Annotated in this window: 16 protein-coding genes, 2 pseudogenes and 1 riboswitch; of the genes and pseudogenes, 7 read left to right on the forward strand and 11 right to left on the reverse strand. The window is 44.3% G+C overall.

Annotated features, from left to right (window positions below):
• Positions 1 to 364 precede the first annotated feature (364 nt).
• The 5 genes from QGT46_RS15995 to QGT46_RS16010 all read right to left on the reverse strand — a co-directional run bounded on the left by QGT46_RS15995 (position 365) and on the right by QGT46_RS16010 (position 3,709).
• Positions 365 to 1,039, reverse strand: a complete 675-nt coding sequence (locus tag QGT46_RS15995; protein ID WP_148460320.1) for a DUF5105 domain-containing protein — start codon at positions 1,037 to 1,039, stop codon at positions 365 to 367.
• A gap of 82 nt (positions 1,040 to 1,121) precedes the next feature.
• Positions 1,122 to 2,312, reverse strand: coding sequence for a pre-peptidase C-terminal domain-containing protein (locus QGT46_RS16000; RefSeq protein ID WP_148460321.1), 1,191 nt, complete (start codon positions 2,310 to 2,312; stop codon positions 1,122 to 1,124).
• A gap of 109 nt (positions 2,313 to 2,421) precedes the next feature.
• A complete protein-coding gene (gene queF / locus QGT46_RS16005; RefSeq protein WP_137329659.1) occupies positions 2,422 to 2,919 on the reverse strand; it encodes a preQ(1) synthase in 498 nt (165 codons plus the stop codon).
• 296 nt (positions 2,920 to 3,215) lie between these two features.
• Positions 3,216 to 3,380: a Cna B-type domain-containing protein gene (locus QGT46_RS17580; protein WP_148460329.1), complete on the reverse strand. Its 165-nt coding sequence runs from the start codon at positions 3,378 to 3,380 to the stop codon at positions 3,216 to 3,218.
• Between the two features lie 5 nt (positions 3,381 to 3,385).
• Complete coding sequence (locus QGT46_RS16010) at positions 3,386 to 3,709, reverse strand: Cna B-type domain-containing protein (protein WP_148460322.1); 324 nt, start codon at positions 3,707 to 3,709, stop codon at positions 3,386 to 3,388.
• A gap of 474 nt (positions 3,710 to 4,183) precedes the next feature.
• Here QGT46_RS16010 and QGT46_RS16015 point away from each other — a divergent pair, with 474 nt between their 5' ends.
• The 5 genes and pseudogenes from QGT46_RS16015 to QGT46_RS16035 all read left to right on the forward strand — a co-directional run bounded on the left by QGT46_RS16015 (position 4,184) and on the right by QGT46_RS16035 (position 7,870).
• Positions 4,184 to 4,834: a hypothetical protein gene (locus QGT46_RS16015; RefSeq protein WP_301591573.1), complete on the forward strand. Its 651-nt coding sequence runs from the start codon at positions 4,184 to 4,186 to the stop codon at positions 4,832 to 4,834.
• Between the two features lie 226 nt (positions 4,835 to 5,060).
• Positions 5,061 to 5,329 (forward strand): annotated as a pseudogene (locus tag QGT46_RS17585) (sensor histidine kinase).
• A gap of 252 nt (positions 5,330 to 5,581) precedes the next feature.
• On the forward strand, positions 5,582 to 5,833 hold the full coding sequence (locus QGT46_RS16025; RefSeq protein ID WP_024726485.1) for a TM1266 family iron-only hydrogenase system putative regulator: 252 nt from the start codon (positions 5,582 to 5,584) through the stop codon (positions 5,831 to 5,833).
• 12 nt (positions 5,834 to 5,845) lie between these two features.
• Complete coding sequence (hydG, locus tag QGT46_RS16030) at positions 5,846 to 7,264, forward strand: [FeFe] hydrogenase H-cluster radical SAM maturase HydG (RefSeq protein ID WP_148460323.1); 1,419 nt, start codon at positions 5,846 to 5,848, stop codon at positions 7,262 to 7,264.
• A gap of 9 nt (positions 7,265 to 7,273) precedes the next feature.
• Positions 7,274 to 7,870 carry an NUDIX hydrolase gene (locus QGT46_RS16035; RefSeq protein WP_024726483.1) on the forward strand — a complete coding sequence of 199 codons (597 nt, stop codon included), beginning with the start codon at positions 7,274 to 7,276 and terminating at the stop codon, positions 7,868 to 7,870.
• Here QGT46_RS16035 and QGT46_RS16040 read toward each other — a convergent pair.
• The 5 genes from QGT46_RS16040 to QGT46_RS16060 are packed head-to-tail and all read right to left on the reverse strand — an operon-like array spanning position 7,835 to position 13,201.
• The gene (locus tag QGT46_RS16040; RefSeq protein ID WP_148460324.1) at positions 7,835 to 9,469 is read right to left on the reverse strand and encodes a putative manganese-dependent inorganic diphosphatase; all 1,635 of its coding nucleotides are present in this window, start codon (positions 9,467 to 9,469) and stop codon (positions 7,835 to 7,837) included. The genes QGT46_RS16035 and QGT46_RS16040 overlap by 36 nt on opposite strands.
• On the reverse strand, positions 9,466 to 10,611 hold the full coding sequence (locus QGT46_RS16045) for a sensor histidine kinase (protein ID WP_303009191.1): 1,146 nt from the start codon (positions 10,609 to 10,611) through the stop codon (positions 9,466 to 9,468). Before QGT46_RS16045 ends, QGT46_RS16040 begins: the two co-directional genes overlap by 4 nt.
• Complete coding sequence (vanR, locus tag QGT46_RS16050; RefSeq protein ID WP_148460325.1) at positions 10,601 to 11,302, reverse strand: VanR-ABDEGLN family response regulator transcription factor; 702 nt, start codon at positions 11,300 to 11,302, stop codon at positions 10,601 to 10,603. The genes QGT46_RS16045 and vanR overlap by 11 nt, the downstream gene beginning before the upstream one ends.
• Before the next feature lie 9 nt (positions 11,303 to 11,311).
• Positions 11,312 to 12,340 (reverse strand): hypothetical protein, encoded by a 1,029-nt coding sequence (locus QGT46_RS16055; protein ID WP_148460326.1) that lies wholly within the window; start codon positions 12,338 to 12,340, stop codon positions 11,312 to 11,314.
• A gap of 30 nt (positions 12,341 to 12,370) precedes the next feature.
• Complete coding sequence (locus QGT46_RS16060) at positions 12,371 to 13,201, reverse strand: patatin-like phospholipase family protein (RefSeq protein ID WP_148460327.1); 831 nt, start codon at positions 13,199 to 13,201, stop codon at positions 12,371 to 12,373.
• A 207-nt stretch (positions 13,202 to 13,408) separates the two neighbouring features.
• Positions 13,409 to 13,512, forward strand: a riboswitch (TPP riboswitch).
• A gap of 92 nt (positions 13,513 to 13,604) precedes the next feature.
• On the opposite strand from QGT46_RS16060, the gene thiC reads away from it, so the two are divergent.
• Positions 13,605 to 14,906, forward strand: a complete 1,302-nt coding sequence (gene thiC, locus QGT46_RS16065) for a phosphomethylpyrimidine synthase ThiC (RefSeq protein WP_024726480.1) — start codon at positions 13,605 to 13,607, stop codon at positions 14,904 to 14,906.
• Positions 14,907 to 14,930: 24 nt separating this feature from the next.
• Positions 14,931 to 16,286 (forward strand): sodium-dependent transporter, encoded by a 1,356-nt coding sequence (locus tag QGT46_RS16070; RefSeq protein ID WP_148460328.1) that lies wholly within the window; start codon positions 14,931 to 14,933, stop codon positions 16,284 to 16,286.
• A 130-nt stretch (positions 16,287 to 16,416) separates the two neighbouring features.
• Here the strand turns inward: QGT46_RS16070 and QGT46_RS16075 are convergent.
• Positions 16,417 to 16,641 (reverse strand): annotated as a pseudogene (locus QGT46_RS16075) (DDE-type integrase/transposase/recombinase); the annotation flags it as partial.
• Positions 16,642 to 16,933: the final 292 nt, after the last annotated feature.

Here is a 16,933-nt window from a genome sequence, read left to right on the forward strand (position 1 = left end):
ATATCGGGTTTCTGTCCGTAGGGCTACGATTTCGCTATCCCTTCTTCTCGCCCACACCTCACGATGCAAACCTTGGGAGTCGCTTACAAGTTCGTCGGTAGCTACGCCTATGTGGACTTGCACCACAGAACACGGACATGCCCGTCATACTTAAAAAACAACCCCGCAATGTCAAATGCGGGGTTATCTATTTAATGAAAAGAGAGGATTAATATATATGAAAAACTATAATCTAAGTATATCAGAATCCTCCCCGGAAACAATGGATAGAAAATAAACAATTCTAAACAAAGTATAAAATGACCTGAAGAAAGTCTTAGGAATTCTAAGAATTTCTGACACTATACTGGTCTGTCAAATATCATTACTGTTTAATAAGGACTTTCGCTATTTCAGCCTCAAACGTATAGCTGTTTTCAGGCATCCACCTTTTGACCTCTTTCTTGTTTTCCTTCACTGTCTTCAGCTTCATTTTTAAAGTGGCTACTTTCATCTCTTCTGTTGGCTTTGATTTTTGGATCAGTTTCGCCATCTCAGAAAGAACATAGGTGCCTAACTGGCTCTGCTGGGTGATCTTTCCTGCTTTTATTGCATTCTGCATATTTTTCATAAGCTGGGCTTGTATTTTGGCCAGATCAATACTCTGTGATTTCAGTACAACCGTTGCTGTACCTTCTTTTTCATCTTTTTCGTCTGTTTTCACTTCATATTTCAGCTTGGCTAAGGCGTGGAGCATGGAATCGATAACCTTATCTGCATCCTCAGACTTAAATACACCCCCAGCGGAATTTGCAGAAGACATGAAAGAAGTCTTCATACTTGTTTTGTATGTCTTTAAGACCTGCTTTGCTTCTTTTTCTGTCTTTCCGTTTTTGACCAGCTGTTCTGTGTTACCTCTCGTAAACAGCAGATAGTAAGCTTCTACCAGCTTATGGGGTTCCGGAATTTCTTCTTTCTTACTGCATCCCGCCAGTGCCAGGGAAATAATCATAACAAGGCTGAGTAAAACTGCCAGTTTTTTCTTCATCTGCTTTTTCATAACCTGTTCTCCTCAATCATAGAAAATGTTTTAACGCAAAAGCCAGCTGCAGCAGAGTCTGTCGGCTCTGCTGCAAAGCTTTTTATTTTACATATTTGACAATGTATTTTCCGCTTGTATTCTTTGTATTTTTTGTTACCTTTACATAATAGGTTCCCTTTGATAATTTTCCTTTGAAAGTAATATAACTTGGGCTGTAGGCCGTACGTGAGCTCAGCTTCTTCTTTCCCTTGTACAGCGTTGCAGTCACACTTCCTGAACTGTTATATGTAGTAACCTTAAACTGTGTAGAACGTCGTTTGCTGACTTTAAACTTGTACCAATGGGTCTTCTTCTTAGCATCTGAAGCAGTCAGCACATTTGTCTTGGATTTTTTACGGCTGATAGATTTGGATTTGGATTTCTTTGTGGCGTATTTTCCTGTATACGACTTTGTTCCAAAACTTGCTCGGTACAAATCGTTCGCATCCGTAGATTCAAAAACAATACGATAACTACCCGGACTAACTGCAAAATATCTAGATGCATCTGTTAATTTTGGATATTCTATATCTGTAACTCTAGTCCATTTCTTCCCTGACTTTTTCTGTAAATAAACTTTTGCTGACCAGCCTGACTCTCTTCCGGCCTTAAGCCAAACTTGGCTCCGTTTCTTTACAGAAAAGTTACGGTAGATAGTTCTTCCACTTCCAACAAATGCCCTCAAACTTCCATTAATCTTTGATGCGTTATTAATGAAAGAATAAGGTTTAACTTGTGCATACACAGAATTTCCTTCAATTCTTGATGCAATATATATATTATAGTATCCTGCCTTTAAATTATTAACTCTAATTGTATTGCTGCTCGTAGAACCTTTTGCAATTGGGTTATCGTTCACATCAGTAAGTAAAACATCAGAATACTCTAATCTATTTGTAACTCCATTATAAATTTTTAGATCAACAAATAAAGCTCCATCACTTGGCATCTTTACTGTAAATCCAATCACTGATCCCTTAGCTGTCTTGTATTGTTTTGCCTTGTTTAAATCATTTGGGGTTAGACATAATTTTGCCTCTACTGGAGTAGCAATAACTGCCTTTGCTGCTCTCCCTTTAGAACTTTTTGTTATTCCACTTTCTGTTAAATTACTGGCTGAACTAATTCCCATTTTCTGAATACTTACCTTTGGTACTTCAGTTTCCTTTTTCTCCGCACCAAATGCTACAGTGCTGAATCCCAACGAAAGGGACAGCCCTAAGCACACAACGGCTTTTAATGCTCTTCTCATAACGTTCTCTCCTTTTTATCATGTCTTTGTTACTGTGTATCTCACAAGTCCCCCAACTGCAAAGAACACAGCAGTTAATAGCTCCCAAATTAATTTATTATCTGAAATACTACCGGTTATCCACCTTTTCAGGGTACATGTCATGGTGAGCCAGTCTGTCAAAAGCAATCTGCTCCCACGGCGTTCCCTTCTTCCCATAGTTGCAGTACGGGTCAATCGAAATCCCGCCTCTCGGCGTAAATTTTCCCCATACTTCAATATATTTCGGGTCCATCAGTTTGATCAGATCCTTCATGATAATATTCATACAGTCCTCGTGGAAATCGCCGTGATTCCTGAAACTGTACAGATATAACTTGAGGGATTTGCTTTCCACCATCCTTTCCCCCGGGACATAGGAAATATAAACGGTCGCAAAATCCGGTTGACCAGTCATAGGACACAGACTTGTAAATTCCGGCGCATTAAACTTTACAAAATAATCATTGTCAGGATGCTTATTCGGAAAAGTCTCCAGCACTTCCGGCGCATAATCATCCGGATATTTTGTCTGCTGATTTCCCAGCAGCGTAATACCTCCCAATTCCACATTGGTTCTACCACTCATCTTAATTCCTCCTGTTTTGTTTAAATCACAGGTATTCATATATCTGTGATTCTTTTACCAGTATATCATATTTTCCGCTCCTTTTTTAGTGTTTTCACTTTTTCTTTCTAAACGAAACGAATAAAATACTGGCTGACTTGCTTTTTTTGGTTTCCTTGGTTCTTCTGGCTCGCTTGCTTCTGTTGGCTCTATTGATTTAACCTGATGGGTATTTGTTAAGATGAAGTGCCCATCCTTATCAATTTCTACTTTTCCTGTGTAGCCATCTGGAATCTCAGTTTCCTTAATGGAATAATCTAGTCTTTGCCGTCTTCAAATTTCGCAAGATCTGTCCATGTATAAGACCAATGGTTATCCGAGTTTAATTTCACTGCTTCTCCGGCTATTTTGTCACCCGCATAGAGCTGAACAAAAATCTCGCTGGGACGAATACCGTCCTGGTCTTCCTTGTCATCCCATATCTTCGTTACAGACTTTGTAACAGCAGCTTGTGTTCTTTAACAACGTAAGTATATTGGGTTGGCAAATCTTTAAAAGTATATTCCCAATGATTCTCTGCGCTTAGTTTCACTGTTTCTAATATTGTCTTATTATCATTTTCATCTATTTTTATTAAATCTACTGCAATAGATTTGGGAACAGTTCCGGATACCGTATTCCACTTCTTTTTAACAGACAGGTTATACCCATTGTCTTCTGTACCTATGACGACACTGCCATGAGCACCAATACCGCCGCCTCTTTTTGCTTTATTTCCTGTGACAATCACGGTTGCTTGCTTTCGCGCCATATCTTCAGCATTCTTTGCAGTTACCGTTTTTAACGCATAACCTTCTAAGCTATTGCTGATATCTTTAATCTCATCGCCAGAATTATTTGAATCAAATCTAGGAATTGATAAATCAGGTTGTCCTAGGACACCTTCAGCGACAACACCTCCAGTACTATTAAGATCTTCCTGCCGAATCTATGTCAACCAAAAGCTGGTCCGCCAGATGGGCACCCCGGACACGAAACCCGTCTCCAGACATATACAAAATACATTGGTCTCTCTCCCCTCAGGAAGTGTGGAATTGGTCATCCAGACAGCCAATGATACCCATTATTACAGCGGGCTTACCTATCCTTTTATACTTGGTACAAACGGTATGGTCACAAATGCCCTGGCCCAAAAGCTGATTTTTTATGCTCTTTTGTGCTTTTTCCCGCTGGGAGCCGCTGTTATTTGGGTGTCTGAATCCGAAAAAGGCCGGACCCAGTCTTTGTGGCATACGGCCTGGTCTGCCTGTTTTTTTCTGTTCACGTCAGCTACCCATTCATCCACTGGCTCGGATGGGATCTGGGCGGCATCTCCTATCTCATTGAAGATGTGTCATATTTTGCAATGCTGTCTTGTATGGTTTTGCTGACAATCCGGCTGTGCAGCGGGATTCTGCCGATTAAGCTTCATATGTCTGTTTATACGTTTACTGCCCTTATGGCTGTGTCCCCGGTTATTTTTACCTATGCACTGTTCCCTGGGTTTCCAAGTGTGGTCAATGTATATGGAACCATTGTATATACTTCCAAACTGATGGTCAGCCTCTATTTAATCCTTCTGGCCTTCCTGGGGGCTGTAAAGGAAAAGTCCTCTGTATGGCTGCTCGCCGGAAACGCAGTCTTTGGGTTTGGCCTTTTTACTGACTTATGGACCGGGGGAGCGTACGAGCCACTCTGCTTCGGATGGCAGGATGAGTACAGCGTTTTTCTCATGGTTCTGTTCTTTATGGTTCTGATCATCCGTTATAACCGGGGGGCTGATCGTCAAAAACCAGCAGCTCACCCAGCAGCTTCAGGAGGAAGTGGAGGCAAAGACAGCCCGCCTGTCAAAGATGCTGGAGGAACGCAAAGAATTTCTTTCCATCGCCGCCCATGACTTAAAAGCTCCTGTGTCGGCCATCAAGACCTATATTGATTTTATACGTGAGGGCGGGATCCATGAGCCGCCCTGTCCCATGGACTGCAATGAATTTCTGTCCTATGTCTACACAGAGACAAAACCGTACACAGACGCTGGCGGTATCTATTACTATTTACATCTGCCGGAAGGCCAATTTTTTATCTATCATCAGAAATCTCGCCTTTTCCGGGCTTTTGAAAATATGATCCTGAACGCCACCGAACACACTCCGCCGGAAGGTTCCCTGACCATAACCGCTGAGTACTCTGATAAGGAAGCGGTCATCACTTTTACTGATACTGGAGAAGGAATCTCTCCCGAAGACATGCCTCATATCACACCAGGGGCCTGGGCCTATATTTTGTTCGGATCTCTTTGGAGGAATATGGCGGCACCATAAAGGCCATGTCAGAAAAGGGCAGATATACAGCCTTTACCATAACACTTCCTCTGGTGAAACAAGAAAATTAGAAAAATTTTATTTGGATCCCGCCTTATTCATATTAATGAGACGGGAAAGGCCGATTGACTTCTGCCCTGTTTTGGGCTACTATAAAAGCAGTGAAAAACATCTTTCTGAAGCCAGGGTACTGCCCGATGCCAAGATTGATCCTTTATAAGCCAACCACAGAGTTTCTCAGGTGAAACTCTGTTCTTATACTGCGATGATCAGGCATATTCCTATGGGATATGCCTTTTTATTTTAAGGAGGTTCATAATCATATGAAGGAAACACGGATCGCGCTGATCGGTATTATCATCGAGGAAGAAAAAGGCATAACTCCCACCAATCAGCTGCTGCATGAATACCGGGATTTTATCGTGGGCAGAATGGGCATTCCCTACCGGGAAAAGGACATCAACATCATATCCATCGTTTTGGATGCGCCGGAAAATGCAATCAGCACTCTTTCCGGCAAACTGGGAATGATCGATGGAATCAGCGTCAAATCAATGTTTGCAAAAACAAAATAAAGGAGAAAAATTATGTACCAACCAGATTCAAAAACTGCAGAAGAATTTATCAGTGACCAGGAGATCAAGGATACCCTTGCCTACGCAGATGCCAATAAGGATAACCGGGAACTGATCCTGTCAATTATTGAAAAAGCAAAAAAGCTGAAAGGTTTAAGCCATAGAGAGGCATCTGTCCTGCTGGCATGTGAGGATAAAGAGCTGATGCAGAAAGTCTTTGACCTGGCCATCAAGATCAAGGAAGAGTTTTATGGCAACCGGATCGTTATGTTTGCGCCTCTCTACCTCGCAAATTATTGTGTCAACGGCTGTGTTTACTGTCCATACCACTATAAAAACAAACATATCCGCAGGAAAAAGCTTTCCCAGGAAGAGATCAAAAAAGAAGTGATCGCCCTTCAGGATATGGGACACAAGCGCCTTGCACTGGAAACCGGGGAAGATCCGGTGAATATCCCGATTGATTATGTTCTTGAGAGCATTAAGACAATCTATGGGATCAAACACAAAAACGGAGCCATCCGCCGTGTCAATGTAAATATCGCAGCCACCACCGTGGAGAATTATAAAAAACTCAGGGATGCTGGAATCGGAACGTATATTTTATTCCAGGAGACATATCATAAAGACAACTATGAAGTTCTGCATCCTACCGGCCCGAAACATAATTACGCTTATCACACAGAAGCTATGGACCGTGCCATGGAAGCCGGGATTGACGACGTAGGGATCGGTGTCCTGTTCGGCCTGAATATGTACCGCTATGACTTTGCAGGACTTCTGATGCATGCGGAGCACCTGGAAGCCAGGTTCGGCGTGGGTCCTCATACGATCAGTGTTCCCAGAATCCGTCCGGCAGAGGATGTAGACCCAGATGAGTTTGAAAACGGAATCAACGATGATATTTTTGAAAAGATCGTGGCGATCCTACGCGTGGCAGTGCCGTACACCGGCATCATCGTTTCCACAAGGGAGACAAAAGAGTCCAGGGAACGAGTGCTCAGGGTCGGTGTGTCCCAGATCAGCGGTGCATCTTCCACCAGCGTGGGCGGATACGCAGAACCAGAAAAACCGGAAGACAATTCTGCCCAGTTTGAGCGGAGTGACGACCGTACTTTAGACGAGGTGGTAAACTGGCTTCTTGACCTGGGCCATATCCCAAGCTTCTGTACTGCCTGCTACCGGGAGGGAAGGACCGGCGACCGCTTCATGTCCCTTGTAAAGTCAGGCCAGATCGCCAACTGCTGCGGGCCAAATGCCATGATGACCCTCAAAGAGTATCTGGAAGACTACGCCTCTGAGGATACAAAGCAAAAGGGCGAAAAAGTGATCCAAAAAGCGCTGGAGACGATTACAAATCCGGTGGTAAAGCAAAAAGCAAAAGAATATATTGAAAATATCCATGAAGGAAAGCGTGATTTCAGATTTTAGGAGAACCCCATGTTTGAATCTTTAAGACATCATATCCCAAAACGAATCGGTAAAGAAAAGGAAACGTCATTTGCGGTACTCATTCCCCTGATAAAAAAGGAGGATGGGTACCACGTTTTATTTGAGGTACGTGCCAGACATTTAAATAAACAGCCGGGCGAAGTCTGTTTCCCCGGCGGAAAAGTGGAGCCGGGAGAAACGACCTATGAGGCGGCTGTCCGGGAGACCACAGAAGAATTATTTATACAAAGGGAACATATTGAAGTCTTCGGGGCCTTAGATTATCTCGTAACCCCGTATCAGACGAGGATTGAACCGTTCCTGGCAGAGCTGCATGACTATCACGGACAGTTTTCCAGAGATGAGGTGGATTCTGTCTTTACCGTCCCTCTTGATTTCTTTCTTGAAAACGAACCGGAATATTACAGCAGCATTCTCATGACAAAACCGCAAAAAAATTTCCCTTTTGCCGATATTCCAAACGGAGAAAATTATCCGTGGGCAAAAGGGAAATATGAGGTTTGTTTTTACCGCTTCAAAGAGCGCGTGATCTGGGGCATGACTGCCAGATTACTGCTGTATAATATTCAGTATATTCGGGATTAACTGTTTCTTTCTGGACATCACACCCGGAAGCTTTGCGACACATCCGTCTGTCTCTGCTCCAAAGCCCTGTGAGATAATACCGCTGCTCTTATCTCCGATCATAATGAGATAAGTTGTCTCTTCCAGAATATTGGTCAGCATAAAATAGATCATATCCAATCCCTGTTCATTTCTGACCGTCTCGGCATACGGTATGATCTTGTCTTTGATCTCCTCTAACTCGCCCTGATCCAGAGACGTGATCTGTCCCACTCCGAAGGAGACATCTCCTGAGGAGAATTTTTTGTAATCCTGATAAAAGATCTCATCGGCAGCTTTGCCCTTCAAGTCGCTTCCCGCACGGAACATCTGCTTGGCATATTCTTCTACCTCTATCCCTGCAATCTCGGCCAGCTTTCTGGCAGCAGCCTCATCCGCCGGAGTACAGGTCGGTGACCGGAACATGAGCGTGTCGGAAAGGATCGCGGAGCAGAGCAGACCTGCCATCGGCTTAGTGATCTCCACACCCTGTTCTTCGTACATCTGCGTCACGATCGTTGCCGTACATCCTACCGGCTGGTTCCTGAAATAGACAGGCGACATGGTTTCCATAGAGCCCAGACGGTGATGGTCAATGATCTCCAGGATCTCACATTCTTCCAGTCCCTCCACGGCCTGTGACAGTTCATTGTGGTCCACCAGGATCATTTTCCGCTTCTCAAATCCCAGCATACGCCGTCTGGATGCAAGACCGATGAAGTCTCCCCTGGGGTCAAGCACCGGAAAATAGCGGAATCTCTTTTTTGCCATCAGTGCCTTCACATCATCCACATAGTCATTGGAAGAAAAGGTTATGATATTTTCTTTGGTCATCACATAGGAAATCGGCATGGACTGGCAGACCAGCCTGCCGGCTGTAAAAGTGTCGTAAGGCGTCACAAGGATATGGCATCCTTTTAACTCTGCCATCTCCTGGATTTCCCTGCTCACTTTGCTGCCCATACATACGATGATGCACTGGGCGCCGATCTCAATAGCGCGCTTCTGAACATCGTCTCTGTCCGCGAGGATCACTAAATCCCCCTCTGTCACAAACTGTTCCATCTTGTCGATGCTGGCAGCAGATACCGTTACCTTTCCGTGATCGATGACATCTGAAATATTGCCTGCCGTCATCACACCATCCAGAGTTTTTACCAGATTTTGATACGGAGTCTTTGCCTTTGCCAGAATCTCACTGTCATAAACATCCATGTCCGCATGGGCGATATCACTGATCGTCGCCATACCTTTCAGACGGTTATTTTCCAGGACTGGAAGAGCCACCAGTTTCAGCTTCTTCATCCGGTCCCCTGCCTCCTTGATCGAGATGTCCTGTCTGACACCTTCCACCTCATGCAGCGTGATATCGCTCATACGGGGCCTGATATCGCTCAAAAACTCCGGGGCCTTCACATGAAACTGCTTTAATACAAAACTCGTCTCTCCGTTAACGTTGCCGGCCCTGCGGGCTTCAAATCCCCCTCCGTTTACCTGATTTTTCAGATTCGCGTAGGCAATCGCAGAGCAAATGGAGTCCGTATCCGGATTCCTGTGCCCGATTACATAAGTACTTTTCATGGCTCCTCCTTCTGTTCCATTGGAAGTCTGACAATAAACTCCGTGAAATCCTTATTACTGTTCGCAGTGATCGTTCCCTGATGCAGCTCTACGATCTCCCTGGCGATTGCAAGACCAAGGCCCGCTCCGCCGGTCTCCGTAGACCGCGCTTCATCCAGACGGTAAAACTTTTCAAATAAATTCTCAAGTTTATGCTTCGGTATCTCTTTCCCCTGGTTCCTGATCCTGATCACCGTCTCTTTTTCTTCTCCCGATGCGCTGACCTCGATAGCTGAATTCGGGTAACAGTAGGAAACTCCGTTTCTTAAGAGGTTCTCAAAGACACGAGCCAGTTTGTCCGGGTCCCCGTGGATCAGGATCGAGTCTTCGATCTCCGTGTGGCAGGTCAGGCCGCGTTCTTTAAAGACCGGTTCAAAAGAATCCAATACCTGTTCTAACAAAACATACAGATAGAATGTCTTCTTTTCCAGAGTAATATTCTGAAGATTGTATCTTGTAATCTCAAAAAATTCATTGATCAGGTCCCCCAGACGTTTGGCTTTCTCCAGAGAAATATCTGTATACTTTGCCCTCTGTTCCAGAGGCATATCCGGTGCCTCGCTTAAAAGACTCAGGTATGCAATAACCGATGTCAGAGGAGTCTTCAAATCATGGGCCAGATATACCACCAGGTCATTTTTGCGCTGCTCGCTCTCCTGGGCCTGCCTGCGCTGTTCCTTCAGACTGACCTTGATCTCATTGAGACGGTTTTCCATAGGCTGCAATTCCGGCTCCAGCTCGATCAGATCGCTGGAGTCTGTCAGGATCATATCGATCCCGGATTCAATCTGCCTCAAATAGGTTGTAAACCTGGACATACCCAGATAAAAACTGCATAAGAACAGAAAGATAAATCCCGTAGAAATGATCATGGTCTTATTATCCCAGAAGATCGCACGGTACAGATGAATAGCACTCTCATTGTCGAATCCGAACTGCTCAAAAAAGTGCACCATGCTGTCTGCAAACGGCGCCTGAAGCACTCCGTCCACAAAGACAAAAATAAACAGATAACCAAAGATACCTACGAGCAGGCTGATGCCTAAGGTCTGGAGCATAATCCTGATTTTTAAGCTCCGGTATTTGTTCCACTTACTCCTCAACTTTATATCCCACTCCCCAGACAGTCTTGATCAGCTCTTTATGTCCCATCACCTCTCCGAGCTTTTCTCTCAGGTGGCGGATGTGGACCATAACTGTATTGTTGTTGTTCTTGAAATATTTTTCTTTCCACACCTGCTCAAACAGATTTTCCGAACTTATGACCTTTCCCTTATTCTTAGTGAGTATCCAGAGGATCGAAAACTCCAGAGGCGTCAGTATCACTTCCTCTTCCCCGTACAGACATTGGTGTGTATTCCTGTTCAGCACCAGTCCGGCAATCTCCAGAGTATCTTCACTGCTCTGGCCGCTGCCGTCATTATAGCGGATAAAACGGCGCAGCTGGGCTTTCACCCTCGCCATCAGCTCCAGCGGTTCAAACGGTTTTTCGATATAGTCATCCGCTCCCAGGGTCAGTCCGTTGATCTTATCCATAGATGCTGTCTTTGCGGTCAGCATGATAACCGGAAAGTTATGGTCTTTCCGTATTTCTTTTAATATTTCAAAGCCATCGATGTCCGGGAGCATCACATCCAGAATTGCCAGATCGATCTGCTCCTGTTCCACACATTCCAGTGCCCCGGCACCGTTGTAGAACTTGAACACCTCATAGTTTTCATTTTTCAAATAGAGCTCTATGAAATCAGCGATTTCCTTTTCATCATCTACTACAAGCACATTTGACTGCTTCATTGATACCTCCTATATCTTTTTGCCGCCGTTGATCACCTGAAACGGCACGTCGTCCTGTTTCTTCGCCATGTCCGAGAGCGTATGGCCTTTTTTCCCATAAATGGGCGTATGATAAAAAACAGTTTTCAAACAATCGTAAAAAATCTTTTCGTCCTCTTCTTCGGCATCCAGGAGTCTGGATACTTTTACAACCGTATCCAGATAACTGGCACCGTTCTGAATCATCAAAATAATGGACTTCATAATGACCATAGCCTTGTAGCGGTCGTCCTCGATCTCCTCCAGAATATAAGTAAACATCTCGGAGACTCCCGGCCATCCGGTCACGCCGTTGCCCATGGCAAGCGCCACATACTCATCTTCCGTATATTCCTTGAAATTAAGATCCTGATACTCGTTCCACTCGTCAAACACTTCGTTCCGGTCAAGGACCTCACGGCTCACCATAAACAGGCGCTTTGTTTTCTCATTGCGCAGCAGGATGCCGCTTCGCCAAAATACGATCCGGATCAGGAGAAACCTTTCCATCTCGTCATAAGATATCTTCTCCCCTGTCACCTGCACAAAAATATCATAGCAGTAATATACATCGAGAATACCGTAAGTAAACAGCATCCCGAAAATAACCTGCTCCCATCTTGTATGCCTTTCCATGATCTTCCCGGACTTGTGGCTCTTTAAAATAAAATAAAACAGATCCTTTGCCTCTATATTAACAGCCACCTGGTCCTCTTCCACATGAATGAAGCCCAGATACCGGAGCTGCTGAAGATCATTAAAATTGGGCTCCAGTGCAAACTGCCCATCCTTCTGTTCCCAAAGTTCAAACAAAAGTTCAATTGCCTCCAACTGAAGCATCCAGAGAAGAACCTGGGGCTCATCGATGAGTCTGCCGGCGATCTCCCCGGCCAGTTCAAGCTTGGCTGCATCTGCCTGCACCGGCAGAAAGAGGCGTTCACAGATTACTATTAAATTTCTTGTCTTATTGGTAGATAGTTCTTCTACATACGGCCGCTCTGAATACAAAATTCTTGCCATCCTGACCACCTCTTCTTCTAATTTATTGTATCACAGTTTTTTGATTTCTTCTATTCTTTCTATTGCCATATCGTATCCCATCTGATAAGTCTCCCTGAGCACATCGATATCCTTTTCAAAACTGTCAATGGGATGATCCGGCCTGAGAATCACAGCCTTTCCTTCTCTCTCCAGTCTCTCGCAGTACCGGACAGTGCGGTTGTACTCCACATGACGGTTCAAAAGCAGGTCCGGAAGCTTCGGATACTTTCTTTTCAGCAGCCTTGATGTAACCTTATGGCTTTTGCTGAGCTCCTTTTTATATCCCTTTGGTCTTGTGAGTACGATCAAATGCTTGTCATTGCCGTCCCGTATCGCTTTGCGAACCGGGATCGGATCTGCGATTCCTCCGTCGAAATAAGGAACACCGTCCAGATTGATCGCCGGGAAAATAAGCGGCAGTGCGCAGGTTGCCCTCAGCATCATGCACTCCTCATCCAAGTCTTTTCCGTCTTTGTACTCGATTTCCCCGGTCAGGGCATTGGTAACTCCCACTAGGATTTTTCCGTCATATTTGTAAAAGGTGTCCCAGTCAAACGGATATAATTTATTTGGGATCACATTGTAAACAAAATTCAGCCCGAACAGGCTTCTTTCTTTGATAAGATTCTGTCTTCCTACATACCTGGGATCATTTCTGTGATTCATAAGGATCTGAAGATTTCTCTCCCTCTGTCTGGATACGTAAGAAAAGCCGTCACAGATGCCGGCTGACACTCCGATCACATACGGAAACATAATGTCGCGGTCCAACAGGGCATCCATCACCCCTGCGCTGAAAATAGGCCGGAATGTCCCGCCCTCTAATATTAAACTTGCCATTTTCTCTCACTCCTAACTGCGTTTGGGCACTCCCCGTAATCCGCGGAAATGCTTCTCCTTTCCTTTATTATAACACAAAAACTGGAAACTTATTGTATGAGTTTTTATCACTTGATTGTCTCTTTTGGCTGATATTGCAATTTTCAAACCATTGCACTTTCTAATAAACAATGATACAATACGAAAGATGACCTTTAAGGTCGTTTTTGAAACTAAAATGGGAGCTTTTACGGGCTGAGAGGAAGGATGAACCTTCGACCATCATACCTGATTTGGGTAATGCCAACGTAGGGATTTAGATGCTTATTGTAACGGAAGCATGTACATTAAAAAGTAATGTTCCGAAAACTAAATACTGCATTTTAGATTCCCTCCCGACTGATTGAAACGAGGAGGTTGTAAGATGACTTACACAACACAGATGAATGCCGCCAGAGCCGGCATCGCGACCAAGGAAATGGAAACTGTAGCTGCCTATGAAGGAATGGATCTTCAAAAGCTTATGAATGAAGTTGCCGCCGGAACAATCGTCATACCGGCCAACAAAAATCATAAATGCTTAAAGCCGTTCGGCATCGGCAATTCCCTGAAAACAAAGATCAATGTCAACCTTGGAACATCCAGAGACTGTCTGAATATGGATGTGGAAATGAAGAAAGTAAACCAGGCTGTCTCCATGGGTGCTGAAGCGATCATGGATCTTTCTTCTTTCGGGGACACTCAGACCTTCAGAAGAAAGCTTGTGGCTGAATGCCCGGCCATTCTGGGCACTGTTCCGATTTACGATGCCATCGTATACTACAACAAGGCTCTCAAGGATATCACATCCAGAGAATGGATCGACATATTTAAAATGCATGCGGAAGACGGAGTCGACTTCATGACCATTCACTGCGGGATTAACCGCAGTACTGCAGACCGTTTTAAGGCCATGAAGAGACAGATGAACATTGTTTCCCGCGGCGGATCATTGATCTTTGCCTGGATGGAAGCTACCGGCTGTGAAAATCCGTTCTTTGAATACTATGATGAGATTTTGGACATTTGTAATGAATATGACGTTACTCTAAGCCTCGGGGATGCCTGCCGTCCGGGGTGCATTAAAGACGCCAGCGATATTTCTCAGATCGAGGAGCTGGTAACTTTGGGAGAATTGACGGCCCGGGCCTGGAAAAAGGATGTCCAGGTAATGATCGAAGGACCCGGACACATGCCAATGGACCAGATACAGGCAAATATGAAAATTCAGCAGACTATATGCAAAGGTGCGCCTTTTTATGTGTTAGGGCCGCTGGTTACCGATATCGCCCCTGGATATGACCATATCACTTCAGCGATCGGAGGTGCCATTGCAGCGGCATCCGGTGCAAGCTTCCTGTGTTATGTTACACCGGCCGAGCATCTGCGTCTTCCAAATGTAGACGATGTAAAAGAAGGCATTATGGCTTCAAAGATTGCAGCCCATGCGGCGGATATCGCCAAAGGCATAAAAGGAGCAATCGATTGGGACAACCAGATGGCCAAGGCAAGGCAGAAGCTTGACTGGGAGGCCCAGTTTGATCTGGCTTTAGACCCTGAAAAGGCAAGAAGGTACCGCGCTGAATCAAAACCTGAAAGAGAAGATACATGTACCATGTGCGGAAAAATGTGTTCCGTTCGAAATATGAATGCTGTGTTGGCAGGTGAAGATGTCGACGTAGTATAAACTAAAGGAGGATTTCACAGATTTATGAATGAAGAAAGAGGCAGCTTTTCCAGCAGAATCGGCTTTGTGCTTGCGACTGCGGGATCAGCGGTAGGATTAGGAAACATATGGAGATTTCCATATTTGGCAGCTAAATACGGAGGAGGAAGCTTCCTTTTGATCTATCTGATACTTGCAGTAACCTTTGGGTTTACTCTGATGATCACCGAGATTGCCATTGGCCGGAGAACCGGAAAAAGTGCCATACATGCATTTTCCTATTTTAATAAAAAGTATAAGTTTATCGGTTATCTGACCAGTATCATACCGTTTATTATATTCCCTTATTACTGTGTCATTGGAGGATGGGTAACAAAATATCTGTTTGTCTCAATAAGCGGAAATATCAGCCAGGCGGCTGGAGATACTTTCTTTGAAGGCTTTATCAGCCAATCCGTAAGCCCTATGGTATGGCTCCTGATCTTTGCAGGACTTGTATTGATTGTCGTAGCTCTCGGGGTTGAAGGCGGTATTGAAAAAGTCAGTACGATCCTGATGCCGGTCTTAATTGTATTGTTGATCGGAATCTCCGTATACTGCATTACCAGAAAGGGTGCCATGGAAGGTGTATTGTATTACATCAAGCCAAATCTCAAGGATCTGACACCTACCACATTCCTTGCTGCTCTGGGACAGCTGTTCTACTCCATGTCCCTTGCTATGGGAATTATGATTACATTTGGTTCCTATATGCCGAAAAAGTCTAACCTTGAGAAGTCTGTTTCACAGGTAGAGATTTTTGATACAGGTGTTGCATTCCTGTCAGGGCTTATGATCGTTCCTGCGGTCTTTGTATTTTCAGGAGGCAATGCGGATATGCTTGCATCCGGACCATCCCTGATGTTTAAAATGCTTCCGAAGGTATTTAACAGCATGGCTCTGGGAACTGTCATCGGAGCTGTTTTCTTCATTTTAGTTTTCTTCGCGGCGCTGACTTCTGCGATTTCTCTTTTGGAAACGCTGGTCTCCATCGTAATGGATAAGTTTCATTTATCCCGCATCAGAGCCTGCATTACCATGTTTGTCATTGCAATGATCATGGCAGTGCCGTCATCTCTGGGATTTGGTATATGGGGTCATATTAAGCTTCTTGGCTTAAGTTTTCTGGATTTCTTCGACTTCCTGAGCAACAGCGTCTTGATGCCGATTGCAGCATTCTGCACCTGCATATTTGCCGCTTATGTTATCAAACCAAAAGAAATCATTGATGAAGTGGAAAGTTCAGGAGATTTCAAACGAAAAAATTTATATATTCCAATGATTAGATTTTTTGCACCGATCTGTATCATAGCCATTCTCCTGTTCTCCATATTCCAGGGAATGGGAGTTATCACAGTGTAATAGGTGACCCCTAAAAGTCAGACTTTATTGCGAAGTGGAAAATCCACTTCGCATTTTTCTTTTATGCCGCCAAGAGACTGAGTCTGTATTCAACCGGACTCAGCCATCCTAGCTTCTCTTTTATTCGTTAAAAGTTTTCCATAACAGAATTATCATGGCAGTTTCCTTTTCGGGACATACTCTGAAAAATCCGATGTTCCTGCAATGTACGAACATATGCTTTCATTTGATAGCCCCAGCCCTGGTCTGAATGAAATGTTCTACGACATGGACAGTCAGATGTAATCTCTATTGCTGCATTCAGAGCATTCATTATATTTTTAGAAGATGGTGTTGGGGACACCCCATAGCTTATAGACTGGAAGCTTCCTGATATGTCCGGCCATCGTATCCTGCTTGCTGAAGATAACGAACTTAACTGGGAGGTCGCAAAAAAGCCTGTTGACGTAAAAGAATTAACCGGCATTCTGAAAAAATACTTAAAATAAATTTAATCGAGTAGGGGAGATTAAATCTCCCCTCTCACACCACCGTACATGCCGTTCGGCATACGGCGGTTCAACATAACTTCAAAGCATGACGTTCCATGTAATAATCGTAGCAACTCACAAGCCCTGCCTGTTTCAGCTTTTCTTTTGAGATTGCCC

It is taken from the genome of Anaerostipes faecis (assembly GCF_910574135.1).
GTDB lineage: Bacteria > Bacillota > Clostridia > Lachnospirales > Lachnospiraceae > Anaerostipes > Anaerostipes hominis.